The organism is Pseudomonas sp. WS 5051, assembly GCF_012985715.1.
GTDB lineage: Bacteria > Pseudomonadota > Gammaproteobacteria > Pseudomonadales > Pseudomonadaceae > Aquipseudomonas > Aquipseudomonas bubulae.
The window spans coordinates 1-19,490 of the sequence record NZ_JAAQWV010000015.1 but is presented as its reverse complement, the minus strand read 5'-3'; the positions used below and the strand labels follow the sequence as shown (position 1 = coordinate 19,490).

The following is a 19,490-nucleotide window of genomic DNA, read 5'->3' as shown; positions in this document are numbered from 1 at the left end:
GCCCAAAAACGTGCGGCGATGGTAACGGATGGCTGGCAACCTGCAAGGGCTGTCAGCGTAATTGCGCCTCGGCGAGGGTCAGTGTGCGTGGGATATTGGCGGCGTTCCAGTGGGCAATGCCCCAATCCAGCACCTCACGCGGGGTAGCGTCGTTCAGGTGTTGCTCTGTTGTCTGACCCAGAGCACGCAAGGCCCGCAGCAGCAGCGGGGTGGCCTGCTCCGGGGTCAGGGGCGGTGAGCGGTAGGATTTGCCGAGTTTGTGGCCATCAGGCTGCACGATCAGTGGCACATGCAGATAGCGCGGTTGTGATAAGCCCAGCAACTCTTGCAGGTAAAGTTGGCGCGGGGTGGAGTCGAGCAGGTCGGCGCCACGCACGATATCGGTCACACCCTGGGCGGCATCATCGAGCACCACCGCCAATTGGTAGGCATAGAGACCGTCGCGGCGACGAATCACGAAATCACCGACATCGCGCCCCAGGTGCTGGCGGAACTCGCCCTGAACCCGGTCGGTGAAGGCATATTCCAGCTCAGGGACGCGAATGCGGATGGCTGCGTTATCCATTGAGTGCCCGGCATTGCGGCAAAAGCCGGGGTAAATGCCGTTGTAACCTTCCAGCTGTTTGCGTGAACAGGTGCAGGCGTAGGCCAGGCCCATGCTGAACAGTCGGTTTAGCACGTGCGCATAGGCTTCGTGGCGCTCGCTTTGACGGACCAGTTCGCCGTCCCATTCAAAACCGTAGCGCTCAAGGGCATCGAGAATCGCGGCCTGGGCGCCGGGCATTTCCCGCGGCGGATCGAGATCTTCCATGCGCAGCAACCAGCGGCCACCTACGGAGCGGGCATCGAGGTATGACGCAAGGGCGGCGACCAACGAACCAAAATGCAGATGGCCACTGGGCGTTGGGGCGAAGCGCCCGATATAGGAGGGTGCAGTCATGGACGTGGGCCGATTTCTTGTGGGAGCGGGTTTGCTCGCGATGGGGCAACCCGGTTTGGAACCTTTGGCGCGGTGATGCTATCGCGAGCAAGCCCGCTCCCACGCAGGGCACTGAAATTTCACAAACAAAAATGGGGCGTTCGCACGCCCCATCTGGTCAAGTTGGCGATTACTTGCCGACTTGTTTTTCCTTGATTTCAGCCAAGGTCTTGCAGTCTACGCACATGTCGGCAGTAGGGCGGGCCTCGAGTCGACGGATACCGATTTCGACGCCGCAGGATTCGCACCAGCCATATTCTTCGTCTTCAATCAGTTGCAGCGTCTTGTCGATTTTCTTGATCAGCTTGCGCTCGCGATCGCGGGCGCGCAGTTCCAGGCTGAATTCTTCTTCCTGGCTCGCGCGGTCGGATGGGTCAGGAAAGTTTGCCGCTTCGTCTTTCATATGATCAACGGTGCGGTCGACTTCCTGCATCAAGTCCTGTTTCCACTTTTGCAGAATCTTGGTGAAGTGTTTACGCATGGGCTCGCCCATGTACTCTTCACCCTTCTTTTCAACGTAGGGTTCGAAGCCGCTAAGTTGAGTATTCTGTTGCTTTGCTTGTGTGGGCATGAAATGGACCGCCTCTCATTCTTCTAATCCATTGCGCAGGATTGCAACATCACCGACACCTGCCGGCCCTGCGGCTGCAAGCGGGCGAACTTACCAGATCAAATCGGGCTGCGCTACTCCCGCATGTCCAGCCCGTTCTCAGGGTATGTGTGCAGAGCCTGTGGTGCTTGAGATTAGTGGCTAATTAATAATTTTAGTCGAGCTATGACTAAAGGCCGGGTTGTTTGGTTCTATCGGCAAGTGGGCTAAGACCGTAATTAGCTCTCTCTTATAGCACTGCTTGGGTAGAATCGGCTTTTTGCTTACCCAGGAAGGCAGGCTCATGGCTCAGTCATACAGTGCGCGCAGCCGCGCAATCGAACCGTTCCACGTGATGGCGTTGTTGGCACGGGCCAATGAGTTGCAGGCTGCCGGGCACGATGTGATTCACCTGGAAATCGGCGAGCCGGACTTCACCACGGCCGAGCCGATCATTGCTGCCGGCCAGGCTGCCCTGGCCGCCGGCAAAACCCGTTATACCGCCGCCCGTGGCCTGCCGGAACTGCGTGAAGCGATCAGCGGGTTTTACCGGCAGCGCTATGGCTTGAATATCGACCCCGGGCGAATTCTTATAACGCCCGGTGGTTCTGGTGCCCTGTTACTGGCTTCCAGCCTGCTGGTTGATCCGGGTAAACACTGGTTGCTAGCAGACCCGGGCTACCCATGTAACCGACATTTCCTGCGTTTGGTAGAGGGGGCGGCCCAACTGGTGCCTGTAGGTCCCGATGTGCGCTATCAACTCACAGCCGAACTGGTCGAACGCCACTGGAACCAGGACAGCGTAGGCGCGTTGGTGGCGTCCCCGGCCAATCCGACCGGCACACTGTTGAGTCGTGACGAACTGGCAGCCCTGTCTGCAGCGGTCAAGGCCCGCAATGGGCATCTGGTGGTGGATGAGATCTATCACGGCCTGACCTATGGCTGTGATGCGGCGAGTGTGCTGGAAGTTGATGACAGCGCGTTTGTGCTTAATAGTTTTTCCAAGTATTTCGGCATGACCGGCTGGCGCCTGGGCTGGCTGGTGGCGCCGCCTGAGGCAGTGGCCGACCTGGAGAAACTCGCACAGAATCTCTATATCAGCGCGCCAAGCATGGCCCAGTACGCAGCATTGGCCTGCTTCGAACCGCAGACCCTGGCGATTCTGGAAGAGCGTCGGGCCGAGTTTGGCCGTCGTCGCGATTTCCTGTTGCCGGCCTTGCGCGAGCTGGGCTTTGGCATTGCGGTTGAGCCTGAAGGTGCGTTTTACCTGTATGCCGACATCAGCGCGTTTGGCGGTGATGCCTTCGCGTTTTGTCAGCATTTTCTGGAAACCCAGCACATCGCCTTTACCCCAGGCCTGGATTTCGGCCGTTACAAATCCGGGCATCACGTACGCTTTGCCTATACCCAAAATTTGCCACGCCTGCAGGAAGCTGTTGAGCGGATTGCCCGTGGCCTCAAGAGCTGGAAGGGCTGATGCGTTTTTCACCTGAACTGGAAGAAGGGCGCCTGATCAAGCGCTATAAGCGATTTTTGGCGGATATCGAAACCAGCGCTGGCGAGTTGATGACCATCCACTGCCCGAACACCGGTTCCATGCTCAATTGCATGGTCGAGGGTGGTCAGGTGTGGTTCAGTCGTTCCAACGACCCCAAACGCAAGTTGCCGGGTACCTGGGAAATCAGCCAAACCCCGCAAGGACGGCTGGCGTGCGTGAACACCGGGCGCGCCAATCACTTGATCGAAGAGGCGCTGCTGGCCGGGGTGATTACCGAGCTGGAGGGTTTTACCGCGCTCAAGCGCGAGGTCCCTTACGGGCAGGAAAAAAGTCGCATCGATTTTCGCCTTGAGTACCCGCAGGGCTTTGCCTATGTCGAGGTCAAGAGTGTCACCCTGGGGTTTGACGGTTCCCGTGTCGCGGCATTTCCGGATGCCGTGACCCAGCGTGGCGCCAAGCATCTGCGCGAGCTGGCGACCCTGGCGAAGGAAGGCGTGCGTGCGGTGCAGCTGTATTGCGTCAACCTGACGGGGATCGATGCGGTGCGTCCGGCTGAAGAAATCGACCCGGGTTATGCCGCTGCCCTGCGCGAGGCTGTGGCGGCCGGGGTGCAGGTGCTGGCATATGGGGTCAGCCTGACATCGGATGCTGTAGTGGTTGATCGCCGTCTAGGCGTCATCCTCTGAGGCTTGCGGTGTAATCCAGATCCCTTGGCCGTCTTCACGGCAGTCAAGGGCTGTCAGAAATTGTCCCGCGCAAGGCCCGGCCACGCATTCCCCGCTTTCGATCAGGAACAATGCTGCGTGGGTTGAACACTGGATCAGGCTGGCGCTGGGGTCGAGAAACTGGTCGGGTTGCCATTCCAGTGCCACCCCGCGATGGGGGCAGCGGTTTTTGTAGGCATACACCCGGCCCTCCCGGCGAGTGATCAGCAGCCGCACTTCATCCAGCTCAAAGCCACGGCTGGTACCTTCGCTCAGTGCATGCGATGAGCATAAAAACTTCATGACAATCCTTAATAACAGCTAAACGGTTGAGTCGATGACGGGTTTCTGAGCGGGTTAACAGGTTGACGTGCAAATGCAAACAATTATCAAATGGCGGCTTGCTCTGCATGTGCTGTTTTCACAGCGTGAAAATTGTGAGCCCTCTTTATTCAAGGAAAGCCTCTGTATGCGCCTGAGTACCCGCCTGATTACGTTCTGTGCAGGCCTTATGATCAGTCATGTCAGCCTGGCTGGCGAGTTGCCACAACGTTGGGTCAGCGCCGGAGGAGCGCTTTCGGAGTGGGTCAGCGTATTGGGTGCGGAGTCTAAATTGGTTGGGGTCGATACCACCAGCCAGCATCCTGAATCACTCAAGTCGCTGCCCAGTATCGGCTATCAGCGCCAACTCTCGGCAGAAGGTGTCCTGAGCCTGAAGCCGGATGTGCTGATCGGCACTGAAGAAATGGGCCCGGCCGCGGTGTTGTTGCAGATTCGCGGTGCCGGTGTGCCGGTGGAGATGTTTTCGGCCCAGGCAGACCTAGCCAGCCTTGAGGGCACCTTGCAGCATTTGGGGCGCCTGCTGGGGGATGAGGCGCAGGCAGCGCAAGTGTTTAAGGACTACCAGCAGCAACTGGAAGAGCATCAACAGCAGGTCAAGGCCGCACAAGCCAGTCATCAGGCACCCGGGGTATTGCTACTGTTGGGCCATGCCGGTGGTAAACCGATGATTGCTGGCAAAGATACGGCGGCGGACTGGCTGCTGACGCAAGCGGGGGGACATAACCTGGCGACCCACAGCGGTTACAAGCCGTTTTCTGTGGAAGCGCTGGCGGGGCTCAACCCTGAAGTGCTGGTATTTGCCGATCGCAGCCTGACCGGTGAGGCGGCGCGCAAAGCGCTTATGAAAGAAAACCCGGTACTGGCATCTATACGCGCCGCTAAAAATGGCCGTGTCTATGAGCTGGACCCGACGCTGCTGGTGGGTGGCCTGGGGCCGCGTCTGCCGGAACGCCTGAAGCAACTGACGGCTGAGTTCTATCCCGCGGTTCCGGTCAGCCAATGAGGACGTTGGTTAAACCCCGGGCCCTGTTTACAGGTTTGAGCGCGTTGTGCCTGTTGTCGATCTGGCTGTCGCTGGCGCTGGGGCCGGTGAGCCTGCCGTTGTTTGACACCTTGCGCGCGGCACTGCGCCTGATCGGGGTGCCGATTGCGGGTGAAGGCCTGGAGCAGGCCGAATTGATCCTGGGGCAGATCCGCTTGCCGCGAACCTTGTTGGGGCTGGCGGTGGGTGGCGTGCTGGCGCTCTCAGGTGTAGCCATGCAGGGGTTGTTTCGCAACCCGCTGGCCGATCCGGGGTTGGTCGGCGTATCCAGTGGCGCCGCCCTCGGGGCGGCGATCGCGATTGTCGGCGGGGCTGCTTTTGGCGGGTTGCCGGAAGTGATGGGCCCGTACCTGCTGTCGCTGTGTGCGTTTATCGGTGGTTTGGGGGTGACGGCGCTGGTGTATCGGTTGGGCCGGCGCAACGGTCAGACCAATGTGGCGGTGATGTTGCTTGCGGGCATTGCCCTGACAGCCTTGGCTGGTTCTGCTGTGGGTTTGTTTACCTATCTCGCCGATGACGCGACCTTGCGCACTCTGACATTCTGGAACCTGGGCAGTCTCAATGGCGCCAGCTATGCACGGCTGTGGCCACTGTTGATTGTGACGGTGGGGGTCGCACTGTGGCTGCCCCGGCGGGCGAATGCGCTCAATGCACTGCTGTTGGGGGAATCCGAAGCCAATCACCTGGGCATCGACGTTGAAGGCCTGAAGCGCGAACTGGTGTTCTGCACGGCCCTGGGGGTGGGGGCCGCTGTGGCAGCGGCAGGCATGATTGGCTTTATCGGGCTGGTGGTGCCGCATCTGGTGCGACTGCTGGCGGGGCCTGATCACCGGGTGCTGTTGCCTGCTTCGGTACTGGCGGGGGCCACCTTGTTGCTGTTTGCCGACTTGATCGCTCGCCTGGCGCTGGCGCCAGCCGAACTGCCCATCGGGATTGTTACTGCGTTTCTCGGTGCGCCTTTCTTCCTGTATTTGCTGATGCGAGGACGCCACTGATGCTGCGTACGGAAAACCTGCAGATCCGTCGCGATCAGAAAATCGTGCTGGCGGATGTCACCCTTGATGTACGCCCGGGGGAAGTACTGGGTGTGCTAGGCCCCAATGGCGCGGGTAAAAGTACCCTGCTGGCGGCCTTGTGCGGGGAGCTGGCGCCGAGTGGCGGGCAGGTCTGGCTGGATGAGCTGGCCTTGAGCCACTGGAAGGGCGCGCAGCGGGCACAACGCCTCGCTGTCCTGCCGCAAACCTCGACCCTGGATTTTGCCTTTCGCGTTGAAGAAGTGGTGGGCATGGGCCGACTGCCTCATCAGACGGGTCGCACTCGCGACGCCGAAATAATCCATGAGGCATTGCAGGCCGCCGATGTTGAGCATCTTGCGGGGCGCAGCTACCTGGCCTTATCGGGGGGCGAGCGTCAGCGTGTGCATCTGGCACGGGTACTGGCGCAATTATGGCCGGGGCAAAACGGGCAGACCCTGTTGCTTGATGAACCCACTTCAATGCTCGACCCCTTGCATCAGCACACCACGCTCAAGGCCATTCGGGCATTTGCTGATCGCGGCGCCGCGGTGTTGATCATCCTGCATGACCTTAACCTGGCGGCGCGTTACTGTGACCGCTTGCTCTTGCTGGAACAGGGGCGCCCACGGGCTCTGGATTGCCCGCAAGCGGTATTGCAGCCGGATGAGCTCAAGTCCGTGTTTGGGCTCGATGTTTTAGTGCAGCCGCACCCGGAGCTGGGTTGCCCGATGGTAATTGCTCGCTGAGCAGCCGCCCAAGCACTTTTCCACAGGCAAAAAAAGACCCGGCAAGAGCCGGGTCAAATAACCGTGATTAGCCTGATGAGGAGATTTTCTGAGAGTCCGAACCAAGGGCCTTTCAGAAGATCGACTGGTCTCGCGACCAGATGGCGTAATCATAACAATTCTCATTACCAAGTCAACAACTGTTTTTTACCGTTCATCGTGTTCGTTGCCAGCCTGCCGTATCAGGCCTTTTTCAGTGTGGCCAGATGCTCGACTTGCTGATTGAGGGCCTCTTTGCGTTCTGCAGGAATATCGTTCCAGTGAACATCCAGCAGGGCACCTTCGATAGCATATAAAAGTACTTTGGAGGCTCTGAACCCTCGTGCCTTCACCGCCCGGTAGGCATCCACTGCGCCCAGGCGCTTCAAGTCCGCGGCACTGTGAATGCCAACAGCGTGCAGCCATTGTGAAGAGGTCTTGCCAAGATTTTTCAAATGCTGGAGTTCATCGTTCATCAGCTCTCCTTGCGACGGCGTGAGCTCAGCGTTTACGGGGTATGTTGACTCTATTGAGTGTAGCGCTCAGTAGGAAATTCGTAGTCCGTTAGTCGGTTTTGGAACAAGGCGGAGTTGGAATTGAGCGAATGTGCTGTAGTAAGGCGCAAATCAGTTCCCTGGACCCAAGAGGGTAGAGCGCCCATGGCCATTCAATCGACCTTGGCGACTGTGAAACGCCAGCGCCGGAGCTGATGTCGTATTTGTGTTAACGGGCGATGTTACGCAGGTAAACGCCGTGAAACCGTTGCGGTTCCACGGCGAACATGGACCTTACAGGCCCGGCAAGCGCTGGCGAATGTCGGCAATCAGAGTGTCGAGGCTTTTGCTGTTGTGGGTTTCAACACGCTTGCTGCGCAGGATCTCATCAGCGCCCAGCGCTTCGCGGCTGGCTTGCTGAGCTTTGACTACTTCCAGGGTGGCGTCAGACGGGTCGGTACCCACGGACTTGCGATGGGCCAGCCAGCCTTCGATCACGGCGTCCGGGGCGGTGCAGTCAAGGATCAGGCAAGGAACACCTGTCGCTTCGGCCACTTTGGCGGCCGCATCGCGCTGCTCACGCTTGAGGTAGGTGGCATCGATCACCACCGGGAAGCCCGCACGCAGGACGATGCCGGCCAGTTCATGCAGTTTATTGTAGGTAGCTGCGCTGGCGTCGGCGTTGTAGATGCCATCGCCGACTGCGTTTTCTGCCGTCTGCTGACCGAACAGTTGCTTGCGGATGACGTCTGAGCGCAGGCGAATCGCCCCCAAAGCTTCAACCAGTCGCATGGCTACCGAGCTTTTACCTACAGCCGAAACACCGTGCGTAATGGTCAGAAAACGCGAAGGAATCGTGCTGTAGCTCTCTGCCAGGTTCGCGTAGTTGCGGTATTGACGCAGAGTGGCTGCGCGCTGCACCGGGCTGGCTTCGGCAGGCATGCTGAACAGGCTGACTTTGGCGCGAACCAGTGCGCGGTAGGCCTTGTAGAAGTTCAGCAGCTCCAGGCCCTGATAATCACCGGTCAGTTCCAGGTACTGGCTGACGAATCGGCGGGCCAGGCATTTCAGGCCGCGGTCTTCGAGGTCCATCGCCAGGAAGGCGGTATCGGCGTAGACGTCGGTGAAGCGGAACGGTTCGTTGAACTCGATGCAGTCGAAAATCACTACTTTGCCGTCAATCATCGTGGCATTGCCCAGGTGAATGTCACCGTGGCATTCGCGAATGAAGCCTTGGGCCTTGCGCTGTTCGAACAGCGGCTTGAGGCGGGTGAAGCTGGCCTCTGCCCAGGCCTGGAGTGCTTCCAGTTGCAACAGGTCGGCTTTGTCCGAAAGGAACGGGCGAATTTGTTCGAAGTTCTGACGAACCGGGTCCATTACCGCCTCAGGCGTGCCCTGGTAGTGCGCAGCAGGCACATGGGGCGCCTGCATGTGGAAGCGGGCGATCTGCTGGGCCATTTCGTCGACATGGCCGGCATTCAGTTCGCCATTGGCTTGCAGTGTGCTCAGCAGCTGGCTTTGCGGGAACTGGCGCATTTTCAACGCGTATTCAATGGCCGGGCCTTCACCACCGAATGCTGGTACGTCGGCGCTGCCGGTGATCGGCAGCACGTCCAGGTACAGGCCTTCGGTCAGGCGCTGGTTGAGACGCAACTCTTCATTGCAGAAGTGTTCACGGCCACTGAGTTCGGTGAAGTCAAGAAAGCCGAAGTTGACCGGTTTCTTCAATTTATAGGCATACGGCCCGGTAAGGATGACCCAGGAGATATGCGTCTCGATAACCTGAAATCCTTCGACTTCATGGGGATAGAGGTCCGGGTTTTGCAGGGCGGCAATCAGGTTCTGGCTCACGGTTGATCCTTCAAGGTCGGGAATATTCGATGCGCCATTATGGCGGCTGGCAGCGGGAGTGCAAACCGCCGGGCTGCGCATGATGAACATGAATAAAGTGCGTATAATCTCGCGCCATGACTCGTACCCGATCTCCTCGTTCCCGTTCCAAACGTCCCTCTGGCGGCCTTAGGCCCTGGCTGGGCTGGGCAATCAAGCTCAGTCTGGTCGGCCTGGTGGTGCTGGCAGGTTTTGCCGTCTATCTGGATGCCATCGTTCAGGAGAAATTCTCCGGAAAGCGCTGGACCATCCCGGCCAAGGTGTATGCGCGCCCGCTGGAGCTGTTCGTCGGCCAGAAGCTGAGCAAGAACGACTTCCTCACCGAGCTCGATGCGCTGGGTTATCGCCGTGAAAGCGTGGCCAACGGCCCGGGCGCGGCATCCGTCAATGGCAACACGGTTGACCTCAATACCCGTGGCTTTCAGTTTTATGAAGGTGCCGAGCAGGCGCAGCCGGTGCGGGTAAGATTTTCTGGCGACTATGTTGCCGAGCTTTCCTCGACCAATGGTTCCAAACTGCCGGTGGTGCGCCTTGAGCCGCTGCTGATTGGCGGCATGTACCCGAAAAACCTTGAAGACCGGATCCTGATCAATATCGATCAGGTACCGCCGTTTCTGCTGGAAACCCTGGTCACCGTCGAGGACAGGGACTTCTATCACCATTTCGGGGTGTCGCCCAAGTCGATTGCACGCGCCATGTGGGTCAATACCTCGGCCGGGCAAATGCGCCAGGGCGGCAGTACCTTGACCCAGCAACTGGTCAAGAACTTCTACCTGACCAACGAACGCAGCCTGAGCCGCAAGCTGACCGAAGCAATGATGGCGCTGCTGCTTGAGTTGCACTATGACAAGCGCGAAATCCTTGAGGCGTACCTCAACGAGGTGTTTGTCGGCCAGGACGGTCAACGCGCGGTGCACGGTTTCGGTCTGGCCAGCCAGTTCTTCTTCAGCCAGCCGCTGGCCGAGCTCAAGTTGCACCAGGTAGCACTGCTGGTCGGTATGGTTAAAGGGCCCTCGGCCTATAACCCGCGGCGTTACCCCGAGCGTGCGCTTGTACGACGTAATCTGGTGCTCGACCTGCTCGAGCAGCAAGGTGTTGCAACGCCCGAGCAAGTGGCTGCAGCGAAAAAAATGCCTTTGGGCGTGACCAAGCGCGGCAGTCTGGCAGACAGCTCGTTCCCGGGGTTCCTGGATCTGGTCAAGCGTCAGCTGCGTGAAGACTACCGCGACGAAGACTTGACCGAAGAAGGGCTGCGAATCTTCACCAGCTTCGACCCGATCCTGCAGATGAAGTCCGAAGCTGCGGTGGGCGAGACCTTCAAGCGTCTGGCCGGGCGCAAGGGCGCGGATGAAGTGGAAGCCGCCATGGTGGTGACCAACCCTGAAACCGGCGAAGTCCAGGCACTGATCGGCAGTCGTGCGCCAGGCTACGCAGGTTTCAACCGTGCACTGGATGCGGTGCGACCGATTGGCTCGCTGATCAAGCCTGCGGTCTATCTCACAGCACTTGAGCGGCCGAGCAAGTACACGCTGACCAGTTGGCTGTCGGATGAGCCATTGTCGATCAAAGGCGCTGATGGTCAGATCTGGAAGCCTCAGAACTATGACCGCCGCTCTCACGGTACGATTTTCCTCTATCAGTCCATGATGAACTCCTACAACCTCGGTACGGTAAGGCTGGGGCAGGAAGTCGGCGTGCCTAATGTACTCAAGACCCTGGCGCGACTGGGTGTGGAGCGCGAGTTTCCGGCATTCCCGTCCATGTTGCTGGGGGCTGGTGCCTTGAGCCCGATGGAAGTGGCGACCATGTACCAGACCTTGGCCAACGGCGGCTTCAATACGCCGATGCGCGGCATTCGCAGCGTGCTGACAGCCGAAGGCGAGCCGCTCAAACGTTACCCGTTCCAGATCCAGCAACGCTTTGATCCGGGCTCGATCTTTCTGATCCAGAGCGCCATGCAGCATGTGATGCGCGAAGGTACGGGGCGCTCGGTTTATAACGTGCTGCCCAAGAGTCTCGCGTTGGCGGGCAAGACCGGCACCAGTAACGATTCCCGTGACAGCTGGTTTGCCGGCTTTAGCCAGGACTTGCTGGCAGTGGTCTGGCTGGGGCGCGATGACAACGGCAAAACCCCGTTCACGGGGGCAACCGGTGCCTTGCAGGTGTGGACCAGCTTTATGAAGAAGGCTGACCCGCTGCCGCTCGACATGCCTCAGCCCGATAACATTGTGCAGGCCTGGATTGATCCGCATACCGGTCAAGGATCGGATGCCGGCTGCCCTGGCGCGGTACAGATGCCGTATATTCGCGGCAGTGAACCGCCAGCTGGTGCCAGTTGTGGTGGGCAAGAGCCCGCCACCGGTGAAGCCGTGATGGATTGGGTCAAGGGCTGGTTGAATTAAGCAAAGAGGGTATGACGTGAATAAGTTGTGGATTGCGGCTGTTTCAGCCCTGGCTTTGCTCAATGGTTGTGCCAGCGTGCCGCAGGGGTCCATCCCTGTGGTCGATTCTGGTGTTGCGGTGTCGAATAACGAGCGTGTTTCGGCCCAGCGTACGGCGGGGAATTATCCACAGGCCACTGCGCCGCGTGCCGCTCAGGCACGTACGATTACCGAGGACTCGGGGGTTGTGGTGATGATTCCGGGCGGCGCTGCCAGTGTGTCGACGCCGATCAGCACCCAGCCATTTACGCCGGGGCCGATCACCCCCGGCCCTGCCGCAGCCCCCATCAACACGGGTAGCTACACACCGGGCGCGGCCTACAGTGCCCCGACGGCCATTACCCCCAGCGGCATTCCGTCGAACAGCGGCGGCCTGGCTGCCGACGAGCAACTGGATGGCCCGGTGCTGGCGCTGCTTACCACCGCTCAGCAACAACAGGCGAGCGGCGACTTGAACGGCGCTTCATCGAGCCTTGAACGTGCCCAGCGCGTGGCCCCTCGTGAGCCTCAGGTGCTTTATCGTCTGGCTCAGGTGCGTATGGCCCAGGGCGATGCCGCCCAGGCTGAGCAGTTTGCCCGCCGTGGTTTGACGTTCGCTAGTGGTCGTCCGGATTTGCAGGCGAGCTTGTGGGGTTTGATTGCCCAGGCCCGTGAGAAGCAAGGTGATGCCGCTGGTGCTGCATTGGCCCGTCAAAAAGCCAAGGTGAGCCTCTGATGGTCATGGATGCACGCACATCTGAAGTTGCCGGGTTCCTGCTGCTGATCGAACACGAAATGCGCACCCAGGGCTTGTGGAGTGACAAGGTCCCGACCGAACACGACCTTTCCAGCCTGGAGCCGTTCAGTGTCGATCGCCTGGATTTTGAGCAATGGGTGCAGTGGATCTTCCTGCCGAAAATGAAAACCATCGTCGAACGGGGGCAGCCTCTGCCCAGTGTCTCGGGTATTTGGCATATGGCTGAGCATGTGTTTGCCCAGCGTCGTGGCAACTGGAAACCCTTGCTCAAGCATTTCCAAGACTTTGACCACCTGATCAGCCCTGCCTCCTGAGGTCATGGCTGCCAGTTTTTACTGGCAGCCATCCATTTTCTTGTTGGCTTCTGTCATTTTGCGCGTTTTTTTGTGCGTTCCTGTCGATTTATGCAAATAAATTGAATTGATGGCTTGACTTGGACAGGCCTAATGACAAGAATCGAACTCCCGCTGTAGAGGGGCTGCCAGAAGCAGGCTCTCTCAGCAGATCATGAGGCGCACACCCGCGCCGACCTGTTACACCCGCAACGCGTTACCTCGCGCTGGGTGGGAAACCCCCGCAATACTTGGGGAGTTCCCAATACTTGCTCAGTCAGTGCTGACGTAGTCGGCGACCACCGTCGCTCATGCTCTGCTGAAAAGTAAACCTATTAAGACCCGTTCGTATTTTTGTGGACGGTATTCTGGCGTTTTAGAGGTGAACAACGTGGAGCTTTTGTCTGGTGGTGAGATGCTCGTCCGCTTTTTGCGCGACGAAGGTGTCAAATATATCTACGGGTACCCAGGTGGTGCTCTCCTGCATGTCTACGACGCACTGTTCAAAGAGCCGGAAGTTACCCACATCCTGGTTCGTCATGAACAAGCTGCAACCCATATGGCTGACGGCTACGCCCGTGCCACCGGTAAAGCCGGTGTAGTACTGGTGACTTCCGGGCCGGGTGCTACCAACGCCATCACCGGTATTGCCACTGCCTACATGGACTCCATTCCGATGGTGATCATTTCGGGCCAGGTGCCTAGTACCATGGTCGGAACTGATGCCTTCCAGGAAACCGACATGATCGGTATCTCCCGGCCCATCGTGAAGCACAGCTTCATGATCAAGCATGCTTCGGAAATCCCGGAAGTCATGAAAAAGGCGTTCTACCTGGCGCAATCCGGCCGTCCTGGTCCGGTCGTGGTCGATATCCCGAAAGACATGACCAACCCGGCCGAAAAATTCGAATACGTTTTCCCGAAAAAAGCCAAGCTGCGCTCCTACAGCCCGGCCTTGCGTGGCCACTCCGGCCAGATCCGCAAGGCGGCAGAGATGCTGCTGGCGGCCAGGCGCCCTGTGCTTTACGCAGGCGGCGGGGTTATTTTGGGCGGTGGCTCGGAGCCACTGACCGAGCTGGCAAAAATGCTCAACGTGCCCGTGACCAATACGCTGATGGGCCTGGGTGCATACCCTGGCACCGACCGTCAGTTTATCGGCATGCTTGGCATGCATGGCAGCTTCACGGCCAACATGGCGATGCACAACGCAGACGTGATCCTTGCGGTAGGTGCACGCTTCGATGACCGGGTCATCAACGGCCCGTCCAAGTTCTGCCCGAATGCCAAGATCATCCATATCGATATCGACCCGGCGTCCATCTCCAAAACCATCAAGGCGGACGTGCCGATCGTAGGCCCTGTTGAGAGCGTGCTGACCGAAATGGTCGCCATCCTCAAGGACATCGGCGACAAGCCAAACCCGGAAGCGGTTGCCAGTTGGTGGAAGCAAATCGACGAGTGGCGCGGAGACGGTGACCTGTTCCCTTACAACAAGGGTGACGGCAGCCAGATCAAGCCTCAGGCTGTTATCGAGATGCTCTGCGAAGTGACCAAGGGCGATGCCTATGTAACGTCCGATGTGGGGCAGCACCAGATGTTCGCGGCCCAGTACTACCGCTTCAACAAACCCAACCGCTGGATCAACTCCGGAGGCCTGGGCACCATGGGCTTCGGTTTCCCGGCTGCGATGGGGGTAAAACTGAGCTTCCCTGATGCTGACGTTGCCTGCGTGACAGGCGAGGGCAGTATTCAGATGAACATTCAGGAATTGTCCACCTGTCTGCAGTACGGCTTGCCCGTCAAAATCGTCAGCCTCAACAACGGAGTGCTGGGGATGGTGCGTCAGTGGCAGGACATGAACTACGGCAGTCGTCACTCCCATTCGTATATGGAATCGCTGCCTGATTTCGTCAAGCTGGCTGAAGCTTACGGGCATGTAGGTATCCGGATCACCGATCTGAAAGACCTCAAGCCGAAAATGGAAGAAGCCTTTGCCATGAAGGATCGCCTGGTGTTCCTGGATATTCAGGTTGATACCAGTGAGCACGTTTATCCGATGCAGATCAAAGATGGCTCCATGCGCGACATGTGGCTGAGCAAGACGGAGCGTACTTAATCATGCGGCACATTATTTCCTTGCTTCTTGAAAACGAACCGGGCGCATTGTCTCGCGTTGTCGGGCTTTTTTCGCAACGCAACTACAACATCGAAAGCCTGACCGTGGCACCAACAGAAGACCCGACCCTGTCGCGTCTGACCCTGACCACGGTGGGGCATGATGAAGTGATCGAGCAGATCACCAAAAACCTGAACAAGCTGATCGAAGTGGTCAAGCTGGTGGATCTGTCGGAAAGCGCTCACATCGAGCGCGAACTGATGTTGGTCAAGGTCAAGGCAACGGGTGCACAGCGCGCAGAAATCAAACGCACCACGGATATTTTCCGTGGGCAGATCGTTGATGTCAGCGCCAGTGTGTATACCGTGCAGTTGACAGGCACCAGTGAGAAGCTCGACAGTTTCATTCAGTCGATTGGAACCGCCTCGATCCTGGAAACAGTTCGCAGTGGCGTCACCGGGATTGCCCGTGGCGACAAAGTACTCAGCATCTAAAACTAACAAGTGCTAATTGGCCTGAATGGCCTGGATATAAGGGAAAATCATGAAAGTTTATTACGACAAAGACTGCGACCTTTCGATCATCCAGGGCAAAAAAGTAGCCATCATCGGTTACGGCTCCCAGGGTCACGCTCAAGCCTGCAACCTGAAAGATTCCGGCGTTGACGTTACCGTTGGCCTGCGCAAGGGTTCGGCCACTGTCGCCAAGGCTGAAGCTCATGGCCTGAAAGTAACTGACGTTGCCAGCGCTGTTGCCGCTGCGGACCTGGTCATGATTCTGACCCCGGACGAGTTCCAGTCCGCGCTGTACAAAAATGAAATCGAACCGAACATCAAGAAGGGCGCCACCCTGGCCTTCTCCCACGGTTTCGCGATTCACTACAACCAGGTTGTGCCGCGTGCCGACCTCGACGTGATCATGATCGCGCCAAAAGCGCCAGGTCACACCGTTCGTTCCGAGTTCGTACGTGGCGGTGGTATCCCTGACCTGATCGCTATCTACCAGGATGCGTCGGGCAACGCCAAGAACCTGGCCCTGTCTTATGCTTCGGGCGTAGGCGGCGGTCGTACCGGCATCATCGAAACCACGTTCAAGGACGAAACCGAAACCGACCTGTTCGGCGAGCAGGCAGTTCTGTGTGGCGGTACTGTTGAACTGGTTAAGGCTGGCTTTGAAACTCTGGTTGAAGCCGGTTACGCGCCAGAAATGGCTTACTTCGAGTGCCTGCACGAATTGAAGTTGATCGTTGACCTCATGTACGAAGGCGGTATCGCCAACATGAACTACTCGATCTCCAACAACGCCGAATACGGCGAGTACGTGACTGGCCCTGAGGTCATCAACGCTGAATCCCGTCAGGCAATGCGTAACGCTCTGAAACGCATCCAGGACGGTGAATACGCGAAAATGTTCATCAGCGAGGGTGCTACCGGCTACCCTTCGATGACTGCTAAGCGTCGCAACAACGCCGCTCACGGTATCGAAGTCATTGGCGGGCAACTGCGCTCGATGATGCCTTGGATCGGCGCCAACAAAATCGTTGACCAGGCAAAGAACTAAGTTCCCAGCCTGTAGAGAAAACGCGGCCTAGGCCGCGTTTTTTCGTTTAAGCGGCGGCTTCTGGTATAAAGCAGGATCGTTTGCGGGTGCGTGTTGGCCCCAAGCTTCTACCGAAACTTTCCATATCGTTGCAAGGTAATGTCCATGAGCGAACGTCCCGAAGAGCCAAAAGCGGCTTCAGACGCCGATAGCCTGCTGCCTATCGATGAGCATGTCGAAGAAGGGCATGACGCCGAAGGCCGAAAAGTCCGGCATCGTGGTATCTATCTGCTGCCGAACCTTTTCACCACTGCGAACCTGTTCGCCGGTTTTTACTCCATCATCAGTTCCATGAGTGCGCAAAGTGCCATGAGTGCGGGTGATACTGCTGGGGCCAGCAAATACTTTGCCTTTGCAGCCATCGCCATTTTTGTCGCCATGGTGCTCGACGGTCTTGATGGCCGTGTAGCCCGCATGACCAATACCGAAAGTGCCTTTGGTGCCGAGTACGATTCCTTGTCGGACATGGTTGCCTTTGGTGTTGCCCCTGCGTTGCTGGCTTTTGGCTGGGCACTGGGGGACATGGGCAAGGTCGGCTGGATGGTTGCCTTCATCTATGTTGCGGGCGCGGCGTTGCGTCTGGCGCGTTTCAATACCCAGGTAGGTACAGCGGACAAACGCTACTTTATCGGCCTGGCCAGCCCGGCGGCGGCTGGTGTGGTGGCGGGTATCGTATGGGCATTCAGTGATTACGGTATTCAGGGTTCGAAAATGTCGTTCCTGGTTGCCTTGCTCGTAGCGGCTGCCGGCATGCTGATGGTCAGCAATATCAAGTACAACAGCTTCAAGGAACTGGACTTGAAAGGGCGTGTTCCTTTTGTGGCGATTCTGGCTGTGGTGCTGGTCTTCGCGGTTGTGTTCAGCGATCCGCCGCGCATTCTGTTGCTGGCCTTCCTGGCATATGCGGCATCGGGGCCGATCCAGTACTTGCTGCGTTTGCGTCGTAACAAAAACGCCGAGTGATGTAATTTCTCCCATACTCCGTAGTCTATTGGTGCATCAGCCCTCCAATACTGCGGAGTTGTCATGCTCATCAAGCTGCCTAAAGCGTCCGACTGCAAAGAGTCGGACGTTACGCCTGAATCCTTCTATTTATCCCGTCGTGCATTGTTGGGCAGTTCGCTTGCCGGATTGGCTGTGGGCGCGCTTCCACGTTTGGCCAGTGCCGAAGATGCGGTGCGCTATGCAGATGTTGAGCCGGGCAAGGCTCCAGCCTGGTTTGCCGACAAGCTAGCGCAGACCAAATGGCAGGCCGTCACGGTGAAGGGGGAGGCGATCACGCCTTTCAAGGATGCGACCCACTACAACAACTTCTATGAGTTCGGCACTGACAAGGGGGATCCGGCGCAAAATGCTGGTGCCTTGAAAACCGAGCCCTGGACTGTGGTAGTCGACGGGGAGGTGGGCAAACCGGGTCGTTACGCGCTGGAAGACTTCATGAAGCCTTATCAGTTGGAGGAGCGGATTTATCGTCTGCGTTGTGTAGAGGCCTGGTCGATGGTGATCCCGTGGATGGGATTTCCCATTTCGGCATTGCTCAAGCAGGTGGAGCCAACCTCCAAAGCCAGGTACATCCGTTTTGAAACATTGCAGGATCCTAAGGTCATGCCGGGGCAGCGTTCGGGTTTTGCATTGATTGACTGGCCGTATGTAGAAGGGTTACGGCTGGATGAGGCGATGAATCCGTTGGCGATTTTGGCGGTGGGCATGTATGGCCGCGAATTGCCCAATCAAAATGGCGCGCCGCTACGGTTGGTGGTGCCCTGGAAGTATGGTTTCAAAAGCGTGAAATCCATCGTGCGTATCAGTCTGGTCGAGGATCAGCCAAAAACCACCTGGCAAAGCATTGCTGCGGATGAGTACGGCTTCTATGCCAACGTGAATCCGCAAGTTGATCATCCGCGTTGGACACAGGCGCGTGAGCGACGCTTGCCGAGCGGTCTGTTCAGTCCCAATGTGCGCGATACGCAGATGTTCAACGGTTACGCCGATGAGGTTGCTTCTTTATATACAGGCCTGGATCTGCGGAAGAACTACTGATGAAGCATCTACCTTGGCGCCTTGGCGTCTTTATCGTGGTGGCCATCTGGCCTTTGTATTGGTTGTACGAGGCCTGGATCTTTGCCTTGGGGCCAGACCCGGGAAAGGTGTTGGTCGATCGTCTGGGGCTGGGAACGTTGATACTGCTGTTGGTGACGTTGAGCATGACGCCGATGCATAGACTGACGAGCTGGTCGGGCTGGGTCACGGTGCGTCGACAGCTCGGCTTGTGGTGTTTTGCCTATGTGGTGCTGCATCTGTGTGCCTACCTGACTTTCGTGCTGGGGTTTGACTGGTCGCAGTTGGGTGTTGAGCTAAGCAAGCGTCCCTACATTATTGTCGGCAGCCTGGGGTTCTTGTGTTTACTGGCGTTGGCGGTGACGTCGAATCGCTACAGTCAGCGACGCTTGGGCACGCGCTGGAAGAAGCTCCATCGTCTGGTGTATGTGGTAGTGGGCTTGGGGTTGCTGCATATGCTCTGGATAGTGCGGGCGGACCTCAAGGAATGGTCGATTTATGCCTGTATAGGTGCAGGTCTGCTGGCACTGCGCATACCGATGGTGAAGAGCCGGATTCCGCGTCTATATAAGAAGAAATCAGCTTCTGCGATTTAAGTTCAAATTAGTGCTTGACCCTAGATTCAAACGGCCTATAATTCGCCCCACTTCCGGCGCAGTCGAAACGGAAAACTCCTTGAGTTTCAATGAGTTGGACGGTTTTCGGCGGTGTCAGCTTCAAGTCATCGAAGCAGGAAATGAGGTGTTGACAGCAGCGTGTAGCGCTGTAGAATTCGCCTCCCGTTAACGAGAGATCGAAAGCGCAAGTGGTTGATGTTACAGAGGAAACTTTGAAAGCATCTTAAAATAACCGCTTGACAGCAACAGAGGCTGCTGTAGAATGCGCGCCTC

Annotated in this window: 19 protein-coding genes; 14 read left to right on the top strand and 5 right to left on the bottom strand. The window is 57.9% G+C overall.

The genetic code is table 11. The features are described from left to right. Window positions 1-52: 52 nt before the first annotated feature. Together gluQRS and dksA are read right to left on the bottom strand one after the other, a co-directional pair. On the bottom strand, window positions 53-940 hold the full coding sequence (gluQRS, locus tag HBN79_RS19510) for a tRNA glutamyl-Q(34) synthetase GluQRS (RefSeq protein WP_095018774.1): 888 nt from the start codon (window positions 938-940) through the stop codon (window positions 53-55). A 169-nt stretch (window positions 941-1,109) separates the two neighbouring features. Next, a complete protein-coding gene (gene dksA, locus HBN79_RS19505) occupies window positions 1,110-1,550 on the bottom strand; it encodes an RNA polymerase-binding protein DksA (protein ID WP_016783419.1) in 441 nt (146 codons plus the stop codon). A gap of 322 nt (window positions 1,551-1,872) precedes the next feature. On the opposite strand from dksA, the gene HBN79_RS19500 reads away from it, so the two are divergent. Then, complete coding sequence (locus HBN79_RS19500; RefSeq protein ID WP_095002570.1) at window positions 1,873-3,045, top strand: pyridoxal phosphate-dependent aminotransferase; 1,173 nt, start codon at window positions 1,873-1,875, stop codon at window positions 3,043-3,045. Beyond that, entirely contained in the window at window positions 3,045-3,752 is a 708-nt protein-coding gene (gene sfsA, locus HBN79_RS19495; protein WP_133144029.1) for a DNA/RNA nuclease SfsA, read from the top strand. The genes HBN79_RS19500 and sfsA overlap by 1 nt, the downstream gene beginning before the upstream one ends. Here sfsA and HBN79_RS19490 read toward each other — a convergent pair. Further along, a complete protein-coding gene (locus tag HBN79_RS19490; RefSeq protein WP_138738791.1) occupies window positions 3,735-4,073 on the bottom strand; it encodes a Rieske (2Fe-2S) protein in 339 nt (112 codons plus the stop codon). The genes sfsA and HBN79_RS19490 overlap by 18 nt on opposite strands. 166 nt (window positions 4,074-4,239) lie before the next feature. Between HBN79_RS19490 and HBN79_RS19485 the strand changes: the two genes are divergently transcribed. Genes HBN79_RS19485 through HBN79_RS19475 form a run of 3 tightly spaced genes read left to right on the top strand, consistent with a single transcriptional unit; the run spans window position 4,240 to window position 6,916 of the window. Continuing rightward, window positions 4,240-5,115 carry an ABC transporter substrate-binding protein gene (locus tag HBN79_RS19485; protein ID WP_095002573.1) on the top strand — a complete coding sequence of 292 codons (876 nt, stop codon included), beginning with the start codon at window positions 4,240-4,242 and terminating at the stop codon, window positions 5,113-5,115. A 50-nt stretch (window positions 5,116-5,165) separates the two neighbouring features. Then, window positions 5,166-6,149, top strand: coding sequence for an iron ABC transporter permease (locus HBN79_RS19480; RefSeq protein WP_169917069.1), 984 nt, complete (start codon window positions 5,166-5,168; stop codon window positions 6,147-6,149). Further along, window positions 6,149-6,916 carry a heme ABC transporter ATP-binding protein gene (locus tag HBN79_RS19475; RefSeq protein ID WP_169917056.1) on the top strand — a complete coding sequence of 256 codons (768 nt, stop codon included), beginning with the start codon at window positions 6,149-6,151 and terminating at the stop codon, window positions 6,914-6,916. The genes HBN79_RS19480 and HBN79_RS19475 overlap by 1 nt, the downstream gene beginning before the upstream one ends. Window positions 6,917-7,137: 221 nt before the next feature. Here the strand turns inward: HBN79_RS19475 and HBN79_RS19470 are convergent, their stop codons facing one another. Together HBN79_RS19470 and HBN79_RS19465 are read right to left on the bottom strand one after the other, a co-directional pair. Continuing rightward, window positions 7,138-7,410: a TfoX/Sxy family protein gene (locus HBN79_RS19470; protein ID WP_095002576.1), complete on the bottom strand. Its 273-nt coding sequence runs from the start codon at window positions 7,408-7,410 to the stop codon at window positions 7,138-7,140. 312 nt (window positions 7,411-7,722) lie between these two features. Then, on the bottom strand, window positions 7,723-9,279 hold the full coding sequence (locus HBN79_RS19465) for a bifunctional aminoglycoside phosphotransferase/ATP-binding protein (protein ID WP_095018776.1): 1,557 nt from the start codon (window positions 9,277-9,279) through the stop codon (window positions 7,723-7,725). A gap of 116 nt (window positions 9,280-9,395) precedes the next feature. On the opposite strand from HBN79_RS19465, the gene mrcB reads away from it, so the two are divergent. From mrcB to msrQ, 9 genes are all read left to right on the top strand, one after another. Further along, on the top strand, window positions 9,396-11,720 hold the full coding sequence (mrcB, locus tag HBN79_RS19460; protein WP_095025617.1) for a penicillin-binding protein 1B: 2,325 nt from the start codon (window positions 9,396-9,398) through the stop codon (window positions 11,718-11,720). A 16-nt stretch (window positions 11,721-11,736) separates the two neighbouring features. Beyond that, entirely contained in the window at window positions 11,737-12,474 is a 738-nt protein-coding gene (locus tag HBN79_RS19455; protein ID WP_095018778.1) for a tetratricopeptide repeat protein, read from the top strand. Window positions 12,475-12,479: 5 nt separating this feature from the next. Continuing rightward, the gene (locus tag HBN79_RS19450; RefSeq protein WP_095002592.1) at window positions 12,480-12,809 is read left to right on the top strand and encodes a YqcC family protein; all 330 of its coding nucleotides are present in this window, start codon (window positions 12,480-12,482) and stop codon (window positions 12,807-12,809) included. Window positions 12,810-13,218: 409 nt separating this feature from the next. Then, the gene (locus HBN79_RS19445; RefSeq protein ID WP_095018783.1) at window positions 13,219-14,943 is read left to right on the top strand and encodes an acetolactate synthase 3 large subunit; all 1,725 of its coding nucleotides are present in this window, start codon (window positions 13,219-13,221) and stop codon (window positions 14,941-14,943) included. 2 nt (window positions 14,944-14,945) lie between these two features. After that, the gene (ilvN, locus tag HBN79_RS19440; RefSeq protein WP_016783407.1) at window positions 14,946-15,437 is read left to right on the top strand and encodes an acetolactate synthase small subunit; all 492 of its coding nucleotides are present in this window, start codon (window positions 14,946-14,948) and stop codon (window positions 15,435-15,437) included. Window positions 15,438-15,486: 49 nt separating this feature from the next. Next, window positions 15,487-16,503, top strand: coding sequence for a ketol-acid reductoisomerase (ilvC, locus tag HBN79_RS19435; RefSeq protein WP_095002580.1), 1,017 nt, complete (start codon window positions 15,487-15,489; stop codon window positions 16,501-16,503). A 144-nt stretch (window positions 16,504-16,647) separates the two neighbouring features. Then, window positions 16,648-17,505 (top strand): CDP-diacylglycerol--serine O-phosphatidyltransferase, encoded by an 858-nt coding sequence (pssA, locus tag HBN79_RS19430; RefSeq protein ID WP_095002581.1) that lies wholly within the window; start codon window positions 16,648-16,650, stop codon window positions 17,503-17,505. 63 nt (window positions 17,506-17,568) lie between these two features. Then, window positions 17,569-18,582, top strand: a complete 1,014-nt coding sequence (gene msrP / locus HBN79_RS19425) for a protein-methionine-sulfoxide reductase catalytic subunit MsrP (protein ID WP_095002582.1) — start codon at window positions 17,569-17,571, stop codon at window positions 18,580-18,582. Next, window positions 18,582-19,196, top strand: coding sequence for a protein-methionine-sulfoxide reductase heme-binding subunit MsrQ (msrQ, locus tag HBN79_RS19420; protein WP_095020691.1), 615 nt, complete (start codon window positions 18,582-18,584; stop codon window positions 19,194-19,196). Before msrP ends, msrQ begins: the two co-directional genes overlap by 1 nt. The last annotated feature ends 294 nt before the right edge of the window (window positions 19,197-19,490 follow it).